The 16,218-nt window shown below is 44.4% G+C and carries 14 protein-coding genes; 13 read left to right on the top strand and 1 reads right to left on the bottom strand.

What is annotated here, in order from left to right; translation table 11 throughout:
• The first annotated feature begins 128 nt into the window (after window positions 1–128).
• The 7 genes from AC0MXB_RS09640 (at window position 129) to AC0MXB_RS09610 (ending at window position 7,209) form a co-directional block, all read left to right on the top strand.
• Window positions 129–1,445 (top strand): MFS transporter, encoded by a 1,317-nt coding sequence (locus AC0MXB_RS09640; protein WP_474039455.1) that lies wholly within the window; start codon window positions 129–131, stop codon window positions 1,443–1,445.
• Window positions 1,446–1,504: 59 nt separating this feature from the next.
• The gene (locus AC0MXB_RS09635; protein ID WP_474039740.1) at window positions 1,505–2,161 is read left to right on the top strand and encodes an MgtC/SapB family protein; all 657 of its coding nucleotides are present in this window, start codon (window positions 1,505–1,507) and stop codon (window positions 2,159–2,161) included.
• A gap of 10 nt (window positions 2,162–2,171) precedes the next feature.
• On the top strand, window positions 2,172–2,609 hold the full coding sequence (locus tag AC0MXB_RS09630; RefSeq protein ID WP_474039454.1) for a YgjP-like metallopeptidase domain-containing protein: 438 nt from the start codon (window positions 2,172–2,174) through the stop codon (window positions 2,607–2,609).
• Between the two features lie 142 nt (window positions 2,610–2,751).
• A complete protein-coding gene (gene larAH10, locus AC0MXB_RS09625) occupies window positions 2,752–4,065 on the top strand; it encodes an NPN-dependent 2-hydroxyacid racemase, LarAH10 family (RefSeq protein WP_474039453.1) in 1,314 nt (437 codons plus the stop codon).
• 59 nt (window positions 4,066–4,124) lie between these two features.
• Window positions 4,125–4,961, top strand: a complete 837-nt coding sequence (panB, locus tag AC0MXB_RS09620) for a 3-methyl-2-oxobutanoate hydroxymethyltransferase (RefSeq protein WP_474039452.1) — start codon at window positions 4,125–4,127, stop codon at window positions 4,959–4,961.
• A gap of 32 nt (window positions 4,962–4,993) precedes the next feature.
• Window positions 4,994–6,427 carry a sodium:solute symporter family protein gene (locus AC0MXB_RS09615; RefSeq protein ID WP_474039451.1) on the top strand — a complete coding sequence of 478 codons (1,434 nt, stop codon included), beginning with the start codon at window positions 4,994–4,996 and terminating at the stop codon, window positions 6,425–6,427.
• Window positions 6,428–6,465: 38 nt separating this feature from the next.
• On the top strand, window positions 6,466–7,209 hold the full coding sequence (locus tag AC0MXB_RS09610; RefSeq protein WP_474039450.1) for a hypothetical protein: 744 nt from the start codon (window positions 6,466–6,468) through the stop codon (window positions 7,207–7,209).
• A 21-nt stretch (window positions 7,210–7,230) separates the two neighbouring features.
• On the opposite strand, the gene AC0MXB_RS09605 is transcribed toward AC0MXB_RS09610, so the two are convergent.
• Window positions 7,231–8,166, bottom strand: coding sequence for a substrate-binding domain-containing protein (locus AC0MXB_RS09605; protein WP_474039449.1), 936 nt, complete (start codon window positions 8,164–8,166; stop codon window positions 7,231–7,233).
• Window positions 8,167–8,426: 260 nt separating this feature from the next.
• Here AC0MXB_RS09605 and modA point away from each other — a divergent pair, with 260 nt between their 5' ends.
• The 6 genes from modA to AC0MXB_RS09575 all read left to right on the top strand — a co-directional run bounded on the left by modA (window position 8,427) and on the right by AC0MXB_RS09575 (window position 16,146).
• On the top strand, window positions 8,427–9,230 hold the full coding sequence (modA, locus tag AC0MXB_RS09600; RefSeq protein WP_474039448.1) for a molybdate ABC transporter substrate-binding protein: 804 nt from the start codon (window positions 8,427–8,429) through the stop codon (window positions 9,228–9,230).
• A gap of 20 nt (window positions 9,231–9,250) precedes the next feature.
• Window positions 9,251–9,934, top strand: a complete 684-nt coding sequence (gene modB / locus AC0MXB_RS09595; protein ID WP_474039447.1) for a molybdate ABC transporter permease subunit — start codon at window positions 9,251–9,253, stop codon at window positions 9,932–9,934.
• Complete coding sequence (locus AC0MXB_RS09590; protein WP_474039446.1) at window positions 9,934–10,602, top strand: ATP-binding cassette domain-containing protein; 669 nt, start codon at window positions 9,934–9,936, stop codon at window positions 10,600–10,602. Before modB ends, AC0MXB_RS09590 begins: the two co-directional genes overlap by 1 nt.
• A 191-nt stretch (window positions 10,603–10,793) precedes the next feature.
• Window positions 10,794–10,997, top strand: a complete 204-nt coding sequence (locus AC0MXB_RS09585; RefSeq protein WP_474039445.1) for a TOBE domain-containing protein — start codon at window positions 10,794–10,796, stop codon at window positions 10,995–10,997.
• Window positions 10,998–11,184: 187 nt separating this feature from the next.
• Window positions 11,185–13,167 carry a methyl-accepting chemotaxis protein gene (locus AC0MXB_RS09580; protein WP_474039444.1) on the top strand — a complete coding sequence of 661 codons (1,983 nt, stop codon included), beginning with the start codon at window positions 11,185–11,187 and terminating at the stop codon, window positions 13,165–13,167.
• A 105-nt stretch (window positions 13,168–13,272) separates the two neighbouring features.
• Window positions 13,273–16,146: a PAS domain S-box protein gene (locus AC0MXB_RS09575; RefSeq protein WP_474039443.1), complete on the top strand. Its 2,874-nt coding sequence runs from the start codon at window positions 13,273–13,275 to the stop codon at window positions 16,144–16,146.
• Window positions 16,147–16,218 lie beyond the last annotated feature (72 nt).

The raw sequence follows: 16,218 nt of genomic DNA, 5'->3' as shown, positions 1-16,218 counted from the left end.
AAAATCCTACAAAAAAATCAGCCGTTTACTGATTTAGATTTCCCACTAAAAGTAAGATAATTCAGTTAAGTCTCTTGGCTGCCGCCGTCTTCTAAGAGGCTAATTTACTTTGTGGGGGGAAAGTGTTTATGGCTACTATGCCAGTCACACCAACAGCGTCAACAATTAAAATGACAAATATACGTTGGCGCATCATGTTTCTTGTCTTCATTATTCTTACACTCAACTATTTGGATCGGGTTAATATTTCAATTGCAGCGCCGTTGATCCAAAAGGAATTTAATTTTTCACCAGTAGAATTAGGCATTATTTTCAGTTCTTTTACCTGGGGGAATGTGCTAGGACAGCTGCCTGGCGGGGCTCTTTCTTCGGTGTTTGGCGCAAAGCGCATGTATATTATTGCGATTATTTTTTGGTCGGCCTTTTTGGCGATGACCACTCTGGCTACGACGGTAACAGCTTTTGTAATTTATCGCGTAGTTTTTGGTTTCTTTGAAGGAATGTGTTGGCCTGTAGCGTCGACGGTAGGCGCCACGTGGTTTCCTAAATCCGAGCGGTCGCGGGCTATGTCCTTGCAGTCTAATGGCATGGTTGTCGGTCTTGCCGTAGCACCGCCCTTTGTAACATACTTTATGATGCAGCATGGCTGGCGAGGCGCCTTTTTTATTTCCGCGCTCTTGTCGTTAGTTTGGCTTGCTTTCTGGTGGTTTACGATGAATGACCGCCCTGACAAACATCCGAAAGTCAATGCGGAAGAATTGGCCCATATTACGGAAGATGATGGGGCGGCTGAGGCTTTGGCCGAAGAACCGCTTTCCTTTATGGCTGCTTTGAAAATTGTAATGAAAAAGCCATCGCTCTATGCGGCCTGTCTCTCCAATGGGGCGCTTGTCTGGACTCTCTACACTTATACGAGTTGGCTGCCCATGTATTTGCAACATGAACGAGGTTTTACGATTGCTAAAACTGGTTTTGTTGCGATGCTTCCTTTCTTATTTTCCATGATAACAATTCCTTGCGGCGGCATTGCTGCTGACTGGCTTTATAAGAAAACAGGCAACTTAAAGCTTTCTAAAAATGTTCCGATTGTTAGCGGACTGGTAGCCGGCGGTATCATGATGATTCCAGCGGCGCTAGCCCAGGACCCGATGACTGGCGTAGTTTTGTTGTCATTGGGCTATTCTCTGATTATGTTTATTCTAGGACCACAATGGGCGATTCCGCCTGATGTAGGCGGCAAAAAAGCGGCTGGTTATGCCTGTGCTCTCGTACAGATTCTCAGCCATATTCCTGGAATTATTGCTCCAATTTTTATGGGGTATATCGTGCAGGCTACAGGTCATTATACGGCAGGCGTTCTTACGGCAGGTCTTGTAGGAATTGTTGGCGGACTGCTCTTTCCTTTCCTTTATCGCGGTGAGAAAGATCATTATCAAGCGCAATAGCCTGTCCTTTTAACAGCAGATATTTTGATTTTGTAAGATGGTGAAGGAGGACGGTCATGATGGTAGGAGATATCGATGCTGCGATTCGGCTGGTGCTGGCCCTGATACTTGGGGCAATTGTAGGCGGAGAAAGGCAGTGGCGGCGAAAATCAGCAGGACTTCGTACTCATGTACTTGTTTCTATGGGTTCCTGCCTCGTGATGATTTTATCAATCAACCTCTATCGTCAGGTACAAGGGTTTACGAATGCTGATCCGGCGCGATTAGCGGCTCAGGTTGTCAGCGGCATCGGTTTTTTAGGCGCTGGTACGATTATGAAGGAAGGGCTGACTGTCGTTGGACTTACTACGGCAGCAAGCCTCTGGATTGTAGCCGCGATCGGCTTGGCTGTAGGCAGCGGGTATATGATTTGCGCTTTGGTTACGACAGCTTTGTCTTATGCGACGCTTACGTGGCTCTCGCGCTTTGAGAAGAAATTTATTAATAACTGTGATGTCTATTTGACAATCACTTCTTTAGATCGTCCAGGCCAAGTTGGGCGAATTGGTTCCTATTTGGGTGAACATGGTGTGGGAATCAAGGATATCCGTGTGATTGAGCATCGTCAGGAGCAGCTTATTATTGGTATTGTTGTTTGCAATTTAGAAAATGATAATACCATTATGCAGGATTTGATTGAGCTTGACGGGATCGTGGAAGTAAAGCGGGATTCCTAAGGAGGTACTTATGCAACGATTTTTGCAGTTAGGCTGGGACTACTCGCTGCAGATTGTAGCGAAAGGCGATAAAATGAAGCTGCGGTTTTATCATCATCATACCTTGCTTCATCAGGTGGCTAAACTGCCCGATGGAGAAGCTGTTCTTGCCACATGGAGCAAGAATAAAACACTTAGTAGGATGCAAAAACGAGTAGAACGATATTTAATCTGTCTGAATCAAAAGGAATTACACAACAGACGACCGTTAAGTTTGGCAAGGCGCAGACGGTGGCCTTGTGCGATGCCGCCTGACCCGGTTGTGGAATATATTATTTTTTATGAATTGTGTCGTACCATTTATGAACAGGCTCAGCCTGATTTTTACCGATTGCTTGCGGCGATTTTGCCGGATTATAAACGGTATCAGGCTTTGTTTCAGGATTATTTACTGGCGCGTACTTCTTGAATGAATCATTCGAAAGGAATCTTTACCCATTACTTGGTAAAGATTCCTTTTCTATTTTGTCAGAAGAGGGATTTGCCAAGGAAAGCCGAACCTAATTAGTACGGTTTTATCATGACGATAACAAGGATGAGGGGGAGAAGGCTTGAGTGACAAAACATTTTTTTTGAAATATGGTAAAGAAGAAATGTCCCTAACGATTCCAGAAAAACAACTTATCTGTGAGGTGCTAGGCAAGGAATATCCGCCCCTGCCTGATGTAGTAGCAGCGGTCAGGCAGGCGATTCGTCAGCCGATTGATGCGCCGCCTCTTCGGGAAATTGTTAAACCTGGCGAGAAAGTAGTTCTTACCGTCAGTGATATTACACGGGCCTGGCAGAGGATGGATCTTATTTTACCTGTGTTGCTGGCAGAATTAAATGAAGCAGGCATACCTGACCAAAATATAACGATTCTGATTGCTGTAGGCGGACACCGTCAAAATACCATAGAAGAATGTAAGCTGCTCTGTGGTGAAGGTGTTTTTGAACGGGTAAGAGTTCTTAATCATGATGCCTGGGACGAAGCAAATATGGTTTATCTCGGCAAAACGAGCCGAGGGACTAAAGTTTCGGTGAATCGGATCATGGCTGAAGCGGATAAAGTGATTTTAACCGGTGGGATTATTTATCACTACATGGTTGGTTATGGCGGCGGACGTAAGAGTATTATTCCTGGCTGCAGCTCGATTCAAACAATTCGGCAAAATCATCTTTGGGCGCTTGGCCAACAAGACGGCAGCGGTTCGAATCCGAATAGTATTTCCGGTAAGACTTCTGGCAACGAATGTCATGAAGACATGATGGAAATTGCGGCATTTGTAAAACCTGATTTTATTGTGAATATGGTACCGACGCCTGATGGCAAGGTCGGTGGAATCTTTGCTGGCAATTGGATTTCAGCTTGGCAGCAGGGGACAAAGCTTGTTGATGAAATTTACGGCGTAGATATTCCGGCAAAGGCTGATATTGTAATTACGACAGCTGGCGGGTATCCTAAAGATATTAATTTGTATCAGACGGGTAAGACCATGGATAATGCCTGCTATGCTGTAAAACGCGGCGGGGTGGTCATTTTATTAAGTGAATGTCCCGATATTTATGAGCCACTAGAGTTTTCTGACTGGTTTAAACATGGTACGAAAGATAAGATTGAAACGGCTGTGCGCGACAATTTTGCGATTCCTGGTTGGGTCGTTCTAAAGGAAATGGAATGTAGCGATTTAGCTTCTTTTATTATGGTGACACGGCCAGAAAATGTAGAACTTGTTACGAAAGCAAATATGACAGCAGCAGCGTCCTTAGACGAAGCTTTGGCTTTGGCAAAGCAACGCTCTTTGACTTCTGAGCCAACCTATATTGTAATGCCTCAGGGCGCCAATACAGTACCGCTTTTTGAGGGGAAGCCCACGATTGGCTGAGCAGCTAATTTGGGTGCAAGAATTCTTCTTTCTACTTAATTTTTTAGGAGGCGAAGGCAATGGATAAGCAGAAAATTACAATTCCCCAGCTCAAGGTTAAAAAAGAAGCAGGTCAAAAATTTCGCATGGTTACAGCTTATGATTACTTAATGGCATCAGTCGTTGATCAAACACCGATTGAAACGATATTAGTCGGCGATTCGTTGGGCATGGTGGTTCTTGGCTATGACAGCACTGTCCCGGTTACGATGGAAGATATGATTCATCATTTGAGGCCTGTCGTGAAAGGTGCGCCTCATACCCTGATCGTCGGGGATATGCCTTTCGGTTCTTATAATGGGACAGAGGCCGAGGCCGTAGCGAATGGTACACGGTTAATGAAAGAAGGCGGCGCTGACTGTGTCAAACTAGAGGGCGGTGAAGCTTTTGCGCCGGTCGTTAAGGCTTTAGTTCGGGCGGGGATTCCCGTTATTGGCCATATTGGGCTTACGCCTCAGACTGTATCACAGCTTGGCGGATTTAAAGTGCAAGGGAAAGACGCTGAGGCAGCGCAGCAATTAGTTGACGATGCGATGGCCTTGGAAGCAGCTGGCGCTTCGGCGCTTGTGATTGAGTGTGTTCCCGCGCCTTTAGGGAAAGTAATTACTGAAAAGCTATCAATCCCGACAATTGGCATTGGCGCTGGCCCGGATTGCGATGGTCAGGTTTTAGTAGCGCAGGATTTACTCGGCATGTTTGATCGCTTTGTTCCAAAGTTTGTAAAACAGTATGCCAATGTGAATAAAATTATGGTTGAGGCCTTGGAACAGTATGCGAGCGAAGTCGCGGCGGGAACCTTTCCTGGGCCAGACCACTGCTTCGGCATGAAGGAAGAAGTTCTTAAAAAACTCTATTAATAGAATAAAGGCCAAGAGAGAGGAGCGTGCCCATGAACGGCTATATTTGGGTCATTGCGCTTTATGCGTTGCTGCTAATTGGAATCGGCTTTGTTGTGACAAAGCGAGTAAAGGGATCAGCTGATTTCTTTGTGGGCGGACGAAAGTTTGGGCCTTTGCTGCTGTTTATTACTCTCGTAGCGCCGAATATTGGTGCCGGATCAACTGTCGGCGTGGCTGGCCTTGGCTATAAGTCTGGTTTGTCGGCGGTTTGGTGGATTATTGCTTCGGCGGCAGGCACGTTTATTTTGGCAGGCTGGGTCGGACCGGCATTATGGCGATTGGCGACGAAACATAATTTTTACACACTCGGCGATTATCTTGATTATCGTTATAACCGTAATTTTCGCGGCATGATTTCGCTGTTAATGGCGATTGGTACAATTGCCATTTTTGCTGGACAGCTTATGGGAATTGGCTGGATTTTATCGGCGGTGGCTGATGTATCAAAGCCTGTGGGAATTTTGATTGGCGCTGTCGTAGTGGTACTTTATTTTGGCGCTGGCGGGCTGCTTTCTGCCGCTTATGTCAATATTATTGAGGCTTCTGTCAAACTGATCGGCTTTGTTATTGCCGTTCCCTTTGTACTGTCTTTTGTCGGCGGCTGGAGCGGTCTGGAGATGAAAGCCGCTAGTCTTATCAATGACCCTGTTAAGACGGAAGCTTTTTTTAGTCTAGACGGTTTGGGGCTGTCGGCAATTATGGGATTTTTCATGATGTTGACACCGTCTTTCTTTATTTCACCAGGCCTTGTTGGTAAAATATATGGCGCGAAAGACGAAAAAACCGTGCGGATCGGCACGGCGTTATGCGGTCTTGTCATGTTCTTATTTGCGGTTATTCCTGTCCTGTTGGGGATGGTTGCTTCGGTAGTTGTGCCCAACTTGACAGAGCGCGACTTGGCGTTACCGACGATTATGAAGGAATGCATGCCCTTCTGGGCTTCGGCGCTAGCCCTTGCTGCCATTTTTTCCGCTGAAGTTAGTGCGGCTGATGCTGTATTGTATATGATCACTTCTTCATTTACGAAAGATTTATATAAATCTTTCATAAATCCAGCTATCAGCGATGAAAAACTGCTTAAAAGCAGCCGAATTGTAACAGCGGCAGCGGGTGTCATTGGCGTAGGAATGGCCATTATGCTGCCCAATATTATTACAGCCTTGTCGATTTTTTACTCGCTCATGTCAGTTTCACTTACGGCGCCGCTTCTGTTCGGGTTGTTTTCCAAACGGCCAACGACGACAGCTGCCTTTATTTCAGCCGGAGCCGGTATTCTCGTGACAATTGCTCTGCAGTTTGGCAATGGCGGCAAAGGGCTGGGCATTTTAAATGCGCAATCAACAGCTATTTTGCTAACGATACTGATTATGCTTGCGATGATGTTTTTGGCGCCAGCAAAGGAAAAACGCCCAAGCGATGTGTAATGGAATTTTTAATAGTGTTCTAATAGGAGATGGATAGTTTGTTTCAGCGCATTTGTGCAAAGTTTCTTGTTTTATTAGCAATGGCTCTTTTTTGTGGCCAGTTTCCTGTCACTTCAGCAGCGACGCCAGCGGCAATCTTTCGTACAGGCGAAGTACATTATTTAGCTACGGAAGATGGAATGTTTGGTATTTTAGGCGATGACGGAATCAAATATCAGCCGATTAATTTGCCACGTCAGTTTCGTAAGGAAGGCGCTGCCATTGCATTTACGGCAACACCCAAAGACGATACCTTTACTTCCATTATGTGGGGAAAGGTTGTGGAATTGAAAAATGTTCACTCGCTATCGCCAGATTTACCAAAAGGTGAGCGAACGGCTATCTATCTTCTTCAGCAACGGATGGATGCTTTTAATGAGAAGAATCTGGCGAAACTTCAAAATGTTGATGTAGAATCGCGGTCATTAGCTCCAGCGCAATTTATGGATTGGATCGGCGGCTATGGCGGTTTCACCTTGCGCTATGTGGAAATTCTTTCGGCTGATCCGATGTCGATTACGGGATATTATATTTATACACGCGGCCTTGGTAAAGAAATTCGCTGGTCTGACGGCGCTGAAATCGCCGCGAGCGCCTTTGAATTGACGCGGCGCAATGATGGTTGGAAATTAACTGCATCAGGCTCTGCTATTGATAAAATTGCCGATGTAGCGCCGCAGGATTTAATGAAAAAAGCCAAAGCAAAATATGGTACGGATGATTTGTCTACTCTATGGCGCTAACTAAACAATACAAAGAACTTCTTAGGTTTCGGCCATAATTTGTCCCGTATAGGTTAAATCATAGCCGCCCATACCCGTGAGTTCTTTTTGGAATTCTTTAGAGCGCAAGATTGCGATAAGAATCTGAAATTCACTTTTGGCAATATCGCGTTTTCGTATTACGAGATCATAGCGTTCTAGGTGGAGAGGAATGAAGGAAATTTTCTCTACTTGGAGCGCTGTTTTTTCAATGCCAAGACCGATATCGGCTTCGCCGCGGGCAACCGCGCTGGCAATGGCAAGATGGCTTGTTTCTTCTTGTTCGTAGCCGTGAACAGATTCCGTAGCTATTTTTAAGAGACGCAGCTTTTCATCAAGTAGAACGCGAGCGCCCGATCCTGGCTCACGATTGATAAAGCGGATATCTTCTCTGGCTAAATCGCCCCAGTCGGCAATTTGTTTGGGATTGTTTTTGGCAACGTAAAATCCTTCAGTACGGCAGGCGAGGTTAATAATTTGAGTTGCTTGGCCTGGCAAGAGACGGCGAACGTAAGGTAGGTTATATGTATCAGTATCGCTGTCCCATAGATGGCAGGTCGCGGCATGGGCTTTGCCGCGATAGAGGGCAAGCAGACCTTCCATGCTGCCAGCATAGTTGCGTAGGCAGCGACAGCTTGGCAGCTGTTTTTCTAAGTGCCTTATAAGAATATCAAGCAAAAGATCTTGACCGCAAAGAATGAACTGATTTTCATTCTTTGCAGTCGAAACAGGCAGCGTCGCCGAATCAGTTGATAGAAGCGGCGGTGCTGTTTTTGCTTTTTGGATGTATTGTTCTAAGTCAGGAGCTTCCACTCGCACTTTGCGGCCAATATGATAGGCGGGCAAGTCACCGCGTTTAATCATTTCATAGACAGTAAATCGGGATATTTTTAGGATCTTTGCCACTTCTTCTGGCGTATAAGAGATTGATTCTGCCATATAAGTCACTCCATTCTTGATCGGTAAAACAAATTGTTATAAAAAGTTCTTGCAATTATCTTATAACAAATACTATAATTATGCCATAGTAGTTTTAGTTTGGTTATGTTTAGTTATGTTTGGTTTTATTCAAATTTACATCATTGAATTCACTTATATTCGTTAAGTTATGATACGCTGTTGTGTCAAGTAACTTGTACGCTGACAGGCGGCAGTTACTTGATTTTTTATTTTATAGTACATTTACGGAGGCGATGAGTATGAACAAGAAGTGGATCGTAATGGCAAGTCTGATACTGGCGACTATGATTTTTACAGTCGGCTGCGGTTCAGAAAAAAAAGAAGCGCCGGCGGTACAGGCGCCCGCGCCAGTAGAGCTGAATATATCGGCAGCGGTGAGCTTAAAAGATGCGCTACTAGAGATTCAAACAAACTATCAGGCAAAGCATCCTAATGTAAAATTACTCTATAATTTGGGCGCGTCAGGTTCATTGCAAAAACAGATTGAGCAAGGAGCCCCAGCAGATCTCTTTATTTCAGCGGCACCGAAACAAATGGATGATTTAGCCGCAAAGAATTTACTGAGTCAAGGAACACGTAAAAACTTAGTAGAAAACAAACTTGTATTGATTGTACCGGAAAATTCTTCGCTTTCCCTTACAAAATACGAAGATTTAACGAATGACAAGGTACAGAAAATTGGAATTGGTGAACCGTCTGTTGTACCTGCTGGCGACTATGCGCAGCAAGTCTTCAAAAAGCTGGGCTTATGGGACCAATTAAGCAGCAAACTTGTTTTGGCAAAAGATGTGCGGACTGTTTTAGCTTATGTGGAAACAGGGAATGTCGAAGCTGGGATTGTTTATAAGACCGATGCCGCTTCCAGTAAGAAAGTGAAAATCGCAGCAACAGCGCCCGAGGGAAGCCATAAACCAATTTTGTATCCTGTAGCGATTTTGGCGAATACGAAGCAAAGTCAGGCTGCAGCTGATTTTCTTGCTTATTTATCTACGCCAGAAAGCGCTGCTGTTTTTGAAAAATACGGCTTTACGATGAGTAAATAGCGGAAAGGTGCTTGAAAATCGTGAATTGGCAGCCAATTATTCTTTCGATTCAAGTGGCACTGTGCTCTTTGATCTTAGTTCTAGTTTTCGGCGTTACCGCCGCTTATGCAATGCGGCGTTGGAGTTTTCCTGGCAAAGCTGCGATTGAGGCTGTTTTTGCCTTGCCGTTGGTGTTGCCGCCTGTCGTAACGGGTTTTTTGCTGTTGCTCCTAGTCGGGCGTCAGGGGCCGATCGGGCGACTCATGGCCGAATATGGTCTGGGACAGATTATCTTTACGCCTTACGCCGCTGTTTTAGCGGGAACGGTTGTTGCTTTTCCCTTGATGTATCAAAGTACCAAAGCGGCGCTGCAAAATATTGATATGCGGCTGGAAGATGCAGCTCGCACGTTAGGCGCTGGTGAACTTAAGGTTTTTTTCACGATTACGCTTCCTTTGGCTTGGCATGGTCTCGTAGCTGGCATGGTACTTTCTTTTTCGCGGGCATTGGGCGAATTTGGCGCAACCATTATGGTTGCAGGTAATATTCCTGGTAGGACCCAAACTATCCCGCTAGCGATTTATTTTGCGGCGGAAAGTAATGATTTATCGACAGCTGGTCTGTATGTTCTGCTCATTAGCGGCATGACTTTTTTATTGATTTTTGCTTTAAATTTGTGGTCTCATGCCAAACAAATTGCGATGCCCTTTAAGGGGGGATTTTAATGCTGGAAGTTTCGGTTGAAAAGAAATTGGCCGATTTTACGTTGCAGGTGAATTTTTCGGTAGACCAGGAAACGCTAGTGCTGTTTGGTCCTTCGGGGTGCGGCAAAACGACAACGCTGCGCTGCATTGCGGGTCTTACTAAGCCGGATAAGGGGAAAATTATTTCTGCAAGAAAGGTGTTTTTTGATAGTGAGGCTAAGGTTTCTGTGCAGCCACGCAAGCGCAATATCGGCTATATGTTTCAGGATTATGCCTTATTTCCGCATATGAGTGTAAAGAAGAATATTTGGTATGGTGTAAAAGAGACAGAGATAAAGGCACAAGAATTATATGAAAACCTGTTAGATTTACTACGGATTCATTCGCTAGAGAGACGGGCGATTCATCAGTTATCCGGAGGCGAGAAGCAGCGAGTCGCCTTGGCTCGTTCTCTCATGGCTCAACCGGAAATTCTGCTGCTCGATGAACCTCTTTCAGCCCTTGATCAGAAGAGTCGCGCCGAAGTGCAGGAAGAATTGAAACGGATGCAGCAGCTTTGGAGCATTCCTTTTATTTTAGTGACTCACGACGCTGCCGAGGCAGAAGCGCTTGGCGACCGCATTTTATTTATGGAACAAGGGCGCCAAGTTGCGTTTTCCGCTATGGGTGCTGCCGTGAGGCAAGGATAATGTAAAAAAAATTACCATGATACAGTTTTTATTCAAATTTCATTTATTGCGATTTTTTTTAATATGGACAAATGTGCTTATTTATAATACTATAGAAGCAGATCCACTATTTAGTGAGCAACGGAGCTTAGATTTCTTTCTTAAGCTCTGTTTTTTTCTGCTTAAAACGAATAAAAGAAGGCGGGGATTGTATGAAAATTAGTGGTAGAAATAAACTAGCAGCTACAGTGAAGGAAGTTGTTAAAGGCGCGGTTATGGCAAAAGTTGTTATGGATTATAAAGGGAGTGAACTTGTTGCTGCAATTACCGTGGATTCCGTGGAAGAGTTAGATTTAAAACCAGGCGATCAAGTAACCGCATTAGTGAAAGCAACAGAAATGATGGTTTTAAAATAAAGGGGACTTTAAAAACAAAGAATTAAATCGCTTGGCCGACGCAGAAACAGAGCTGGATGTACAGCTCTGTTTCTTTGTATACAATCATTTACTTGAGCCTTTGAAAAATTTTACTCTTTGCAGGTAATGCAGCAAAAATCGACGAATTGTTTACTCAATAATGTTTTGGATAAAGGGAGTGAACAGTATGGCGCTGACAATTCAAAAGAAGATGATCGTGTATATTACTGCTTTTATTTTAGTAGCCGTTTTATCAGTAACCATACCGGCCGTAACGTATTTCTCGAATGATATGGAAAAAGATTATGAACAACAAGTCGTTTTGGGAATGGAAGGACTAAATAGCGTACTTGATGAGTATAAAGAAAAGGTTACAAATTATGGAGTGATTTTAGCGCAGCAACCGCAAATCATTGAGGCCGTTGAGAAGAAAGATGCAGTGGCCTTACGTCAGCTGATTACCCCCATCGCCAAAAGTGCAAAATTTGACTCTGTTACGATTTCTGATGAACAGGGGCTTGTCATTGCCAGAACGCATGATACAAAGACTGGTGACAGTGTCTTTAACCAAAACAATGTAAAGCTCGCGCTGAGCGGAACTGTGTCGGCCTTAGTGGAACCTGGTACTGTAGTTCCCTTATCTGTACGAGCCGGTGTGCCAGTGAAAAACAGCGCAGGTAAAATTGTTGGCGTGATTACACCAGGCTACGATGCCAATCGGGAAGAGATTGTAGATCGTGTCAAAACGATGTTTCATGTAGATAATACGATTTTTTTAGGTGACCAACGAATCTCTACGACGATCATAAATGAAGGAAAACGGGTCATTGGTACAAAGCTAAGTGAAAAAGTAGCTTCTATTGTCTTAAAAGAAGGTAAGGTTTATAAAGGTCGTGCGGAAATTCTGGGTAAGGATTATATAACTGCCTATATGCCCTTAGTGGGGCAGGACCAAAAAGTGATTGGCGTTCTTTTTGCTGGACGAGATAGTGCCGATTTAGCGGCGAGCCGCGCGAAAATGATATATACTATTGTGGCTATAGCGTTAGTAGTTTTGGTAATTTGTCTTGGTTTAACAATTTGGTTTGCAAAAAACTTAACAAAACCAATCCATAAGCTTGTTAATACGGCGGAACAAGTAGCTCGCGGTGATTTGACGCAAAAAGCAGCTGTGACTTCACGCGATGAGATTGGTCTTTTGACCGAAAGCTTTAATCATATGGTGGAGGCCTTGCGGTCTTTGGTTTTTCGGGTTGATACGATGACGGGTACGCTGGCTGCTTCTAGCGAGGAACTAAATGCTACAGCCGACCAATCCGCCCAGGGCGCCGCTTTAGCGGCAAAGGCGGTCGATCAGATTGCCGCAGGAACGAAGCGGCAGGCTGATTCGGTCAATCATATTACAAATGTAGCGGAGAAAATTGCCGATAGCACTGAACAGATTTCTCGTAAAACGCAAGGGGCTGCTGTCATAGCCCAAGAAACGGCAAATCAAGCGGAGCAAGGACGACAAACAGTAGAAACTACAGCCAGGCAAATGGAACAAATCGGCGCTGGTACGCAAACGGTTCAGAAGGCAATTGGCGAATTGGCTGCCGGATCTGCTGAAATTACAAAAATTATTGGCGTTATTTCTACTATTGCCGGCCAGACCAATTTGCTTGCTTTAAATGCTGCGATTGAAGCTGCCAGAGCTGGTGAGCAAGGTCGAGGGTTTGCTGTCGTAGCGGAGGAAGTACGCCACTTAGCGGAAGAATCCGATTTAGCGGCACAGCAGATTGCCGCTTTAATCCAAAAGAATCAGAATAATATGGATCAGGCCGTTGCGGCCATGGAAACAGGTGCTGGTGCTGTAACAGAGGGAATTCGCGTTGTTGCCTTAACAGGCAGCGCCTTTAAAGAAATCATGGACTCTATTGTGGCATTATCGGCAGAGATACAGGCTGTCTCAGCAGAAATTGCCGCGATTGTAGCGGCGAGTCATCAATTAGTGGGCGAGATTGGCCAGATTGCTACAGTGGGGAATCAAACCGCGCAGGAAGTGGACAATGTTTCGGCAGCGGCTCAGGGGCAGGCGGATTCCATGGAGGACATTGCATCGTCCAGCAGGCAGCTTGCCGAACTAGCTGGTTCTTTGCAAGAAGCGATTGAAAAATTTCGTGTGAAATAGGCGAAGTGCTAGGTGAAAGATTAAATTTTTTCAAAAGCAGGACTTAAGACCTTGAAACGTGAAGAATATGTCTAAATATAGAAGATTCGATTTGGAGGCTGGAACATGGTCGGTAGAGAAAAGCGCTTTCCTGATGTCACTACAGAAGAAGAGACTGCCTTTTACCGAACCGTTATGGAAGAAGCTAGGGATATCATCTTAGTTGTGGCGGAAAATGGGAGTCTTCTTTATGGCAATCAAGCTGCTTTAAAGGCTTATGGATATTCCTTAAGCGAGTTTTATCGATTGTCAATCGAAGAGTTGCGTGCGGCTGATTCCAGAAATCTTATTTGGCAGCAGATGGGACAGGCGGCGCAACAGGGGATTTTGTTTCGTGCGCAACATCGCCGTGCTAATGGCGAAATTTTTCCCGTCGAGGTGAATTCCCGTTCTATTTTCTTTGACGGCAAGGTAGCTCTTGTCAGCGTCGTGCGCGATATTACAGAAACGATTCTTTTGGAAGAAAGATTGGCTCAGCGCAGCGAAGCTCTAAGCAAAACGAATCAAGAGCTTTCGGCTACTCATGAGGAACTTGTCGCATCAGAAGAAGAACTCCGTCAGCAATTTGAGGAGCTCATGTTACGTGATGAGGCAATTTATCATCAGAATATGGTTCTGTCAGCGCTTCATGATGTGGCAGTGAGCCTAATGCAGCGCCGGACTATGGATGAATTGTTGCAAATGATGGCGGCCAAAACGAATCAGTTGCTTCATACTTTTGATAGCTGGATTTATTTAGTAGATGAGCAGCAGCAGATATTTCGCAAAAAGATAGTTTTAGGCGAGGTAGCTGTTCAATTTCCTGACCAGATTTCGCTGACTCACGGTTTGGTTGGTCAGGCTTATCGAACGAGAAAATTAGCGCTTGTATACAATTATCGCAGTTGGTTAGAGCGGTTACCGCAGAAAGTTTATGACCATTGCTACGGCTTTGTGCAGGTTCCCCTTATCAGGGAGAAAAAAGTTTTCGCTATTTTAGGATTAGCTTTTTCCGAGCAACGCGGTTATTTGACGAATCTTGAACTGTCGCTTTTGCAACAGATGGCTGATCTTGCGATGATTGCCATTGATAATGTAGCGTTGTTAGATTCTTTTCAGCAAGAGATTGAAGAGCATAAAAAAACGGAAGCGGCTCTAAAACAATCCGAACAGAACTACCGTACTATTTTTCAGGCTGCTAATGATGGAATTATTATTCATGATTCCTTGACGAGTGAGATTGTTGATGTAAACGAACGTGCTTGCCAGTTATATGGCTATAGTTATGCTGAATTTATAGCAGGTCAAATTGGCGAAATTGGTACAGGTACCCCGCCTTATAGTCGTGCGGATCTCAGAAGATGGTTGCAAAAAGCCGCGCAGTATGGGCCGCAGTTGTTTGAATGGCAAAAACGACGCCACGATGGATCAATGATTTGGCTAGAAGTAAATTTAAAACAAATTTTAATAGAAGATAAATTTAGGGTTATGAGCTTTATTCGCGATATCACAGAGCGAAAAGAACAAGAGCTTATTTTGAAAAAATCTCAGGAAAGTATGCAGGCCTTGCTTGAGGCAATTCCAGACCCGTTGTTCGTGCTAGGGCGGGACGGTACCTTGGTGCGGTTTATTGCCCCAAAATCTGACGCTTATTTATTGCCGCAAACTTTGATCGGGAAAACCATTTTTGAAATTTTTCCAGCTGATGTAGCGGTAGCTTTATTGACGCAAATTGGACAGGCCCTTGATTTGAAAAAAGCGCAAACCTTCGAAAAGGCTTTTTATGTTGGCGGTAAAATGGAGGAGTATGAGTTTCGCATTGCCGCGAGCGGTGAGGCGGAGGTTCTGGTGATTGTCCGTAATATTACTGATCGTAAACGCATGCAATCAGAACTGGAGTATTTGAGTCTTCATGATGCGCTAACGGATCTTTACAATCGGGCTTTTTTTGAAGAAGAAATGAAGCGTTTTCAACGGGATCGTAAGGGTGGAGCGGGGATTCTTGTATTTGATGTTGACGGTCTTAAATTGATTAATGATACGTTAGGCCATGCCGTAGGTGATTTGATTTTAAAAGATGTAGCAGCGATCTTAAAGAATGCTTTTCGTTGTCATGATGTGGTGGCAAGAATTGGCGGAGATGAGTTTGCTGTCGTTTTGCCCGACTTATCTGTTGGGGTATATGAAGGACATTGCCAAAAAATTCGGCGGCAAATTGCTGCTTATAATGAAGCGGAACCGGTTGTTCCGCTAAGCCTGTCCATGGGATTTGCTGTAAGCCAGGAACAAAATTTAGATATGGTTGCTCTATTTAAAGAAGCCGACAATAATATGTATCGGGAAAAAATGAATCGGCAAAAAGAAGTTCGGCTAATGATTATTAACTTCTTGATTAAAGCGTTGGAGAAACGTGATTTTATTGCGGATGGTCATGGCGACAGAATGCAGAAACTCATTATGGATTTTGCAATTCAGCTGGGGCTGCCTGAGCAAGAGATCGAAACATTGCGCTTACTCGCTTATTTTCATGACATTGGTAAAGTAGGTATTCCTGACAGTATTTTATTTAAAACGGATAAACTGGTTGACGAGGAATGGATGATTATGCGTCAACACTGTGAAATTGGTTATCGGATTGCCTTAGCGGCGCCGCAGTTAACGGGAGTTGCTGACTTGATTTTAAAGCATCAAGAGTGGTGGAACGGACAGGGCTATCCGCTGGGGTTGAAGGAAGAAGCGATTCCTTTACCTTGTCGAATGCTTATGATTGTTGATGCTTTTGATGCCATGACTCATGATCGGCCTTATCGTAAGGCGAAAAGTTTGGAAGCGGCGCTTCAGGAACTCGAAAAAAATGCGGGAACGCAATTTGATCCAGCTTTAGTCGCTATTTTTTGCCGCATCGTGGAAAAAAACATAAATAAGCCGGTGGAGACAGGAAAAACATGGAATAAGCGTTGACGGTCAATCTTTTAAAATTTATAATATTTAATGTACATAAAGTAATTTTTTTGATGCTTTTTTTAGCGTTTT

It is taken from the genome of Pelorhabdus sp. sgz311001 (assembly GCF_055901755.1).
Note: the sequence above shows the minus strand (reverse complement) of the source record. Positions and strands in the feature narration are given on the sequence as shown.

Coding starts and splice junctions, on each gene's coding strand:
- AC0MXB_RS09580 (WP_474039444.1), top strand. CDS start 11,185: ATGGCGCTGACAATTCAAAAGAAGATGATCGTGTATATTACTGCTTTT.
- AC0MXB_RS09590 (WP_474039446.1), top strand. CDS start 9,934: ATGCTGGAAGTTTCGGTTGAAAAGAAATTGGCCGATTTTACGTTGCAG.
- AC0MXB_RS09575 (WP_474039443.1), top strand. CDS start 13,273: ATGGTCGGTAGAGAAAAGCGCTTTCCTGATGTCACTACAGAAGAAGAG.
- AC0MXB_RS09635 (WP_474039740.1), top strand. CDS start 1,505: ATGGTAGGAGATATCGATGCTGCGATTCGGCTGGTGCTGGCCCTGATA.
- AC0MXB_RS09585 (WP_474039445.1), top strand. CDS start 10,794: ATGAAAATTAGTGGTAGAAATAAACTAGCAGCTACAGTGAAGGAAGTT.
- AC0MXB_RS09640 (WP_474039455.1), top strand. CDS start 129: ATGGCTACTATGCCAGTCACACCAACAGCGTCAACAATTAAAATGACA.
- AC0MXB_RS09605 (WP_474039449.1), bottom strand. CDS start 8,166: ATGGCAGAATCAATCTCTTATACGCCAGAAGAAGTGGCAAAGATCCTA.
- AC0MXB_RS09630 (WP_474039454.1), top strand. CDS start 2,172: ATGCAACGATTTTTGCAGTTAGGCTGGGACTACTCGCTGCAGATTGTA.
- modA (WP_474039448.1), top strand. CDS start 8,427: ATGAACAAGAAGTGGATCGTAATGGCAAGTCTGATACTGGCGACTATG.
- AC0MXB_RS09615 (WP_474039451.1), top strand. CDS start 4,994: ATGAACGGCTATATTTGGGTCATTGCGCTTTATGCGTTGCTGCTAATT.
- panB (WP_474039452.1), top strand. CDS start 4,125: ATGGATAAGCAGAAAATTACAATTCCCCAGCTCAAGGTTAAAAAAGAA.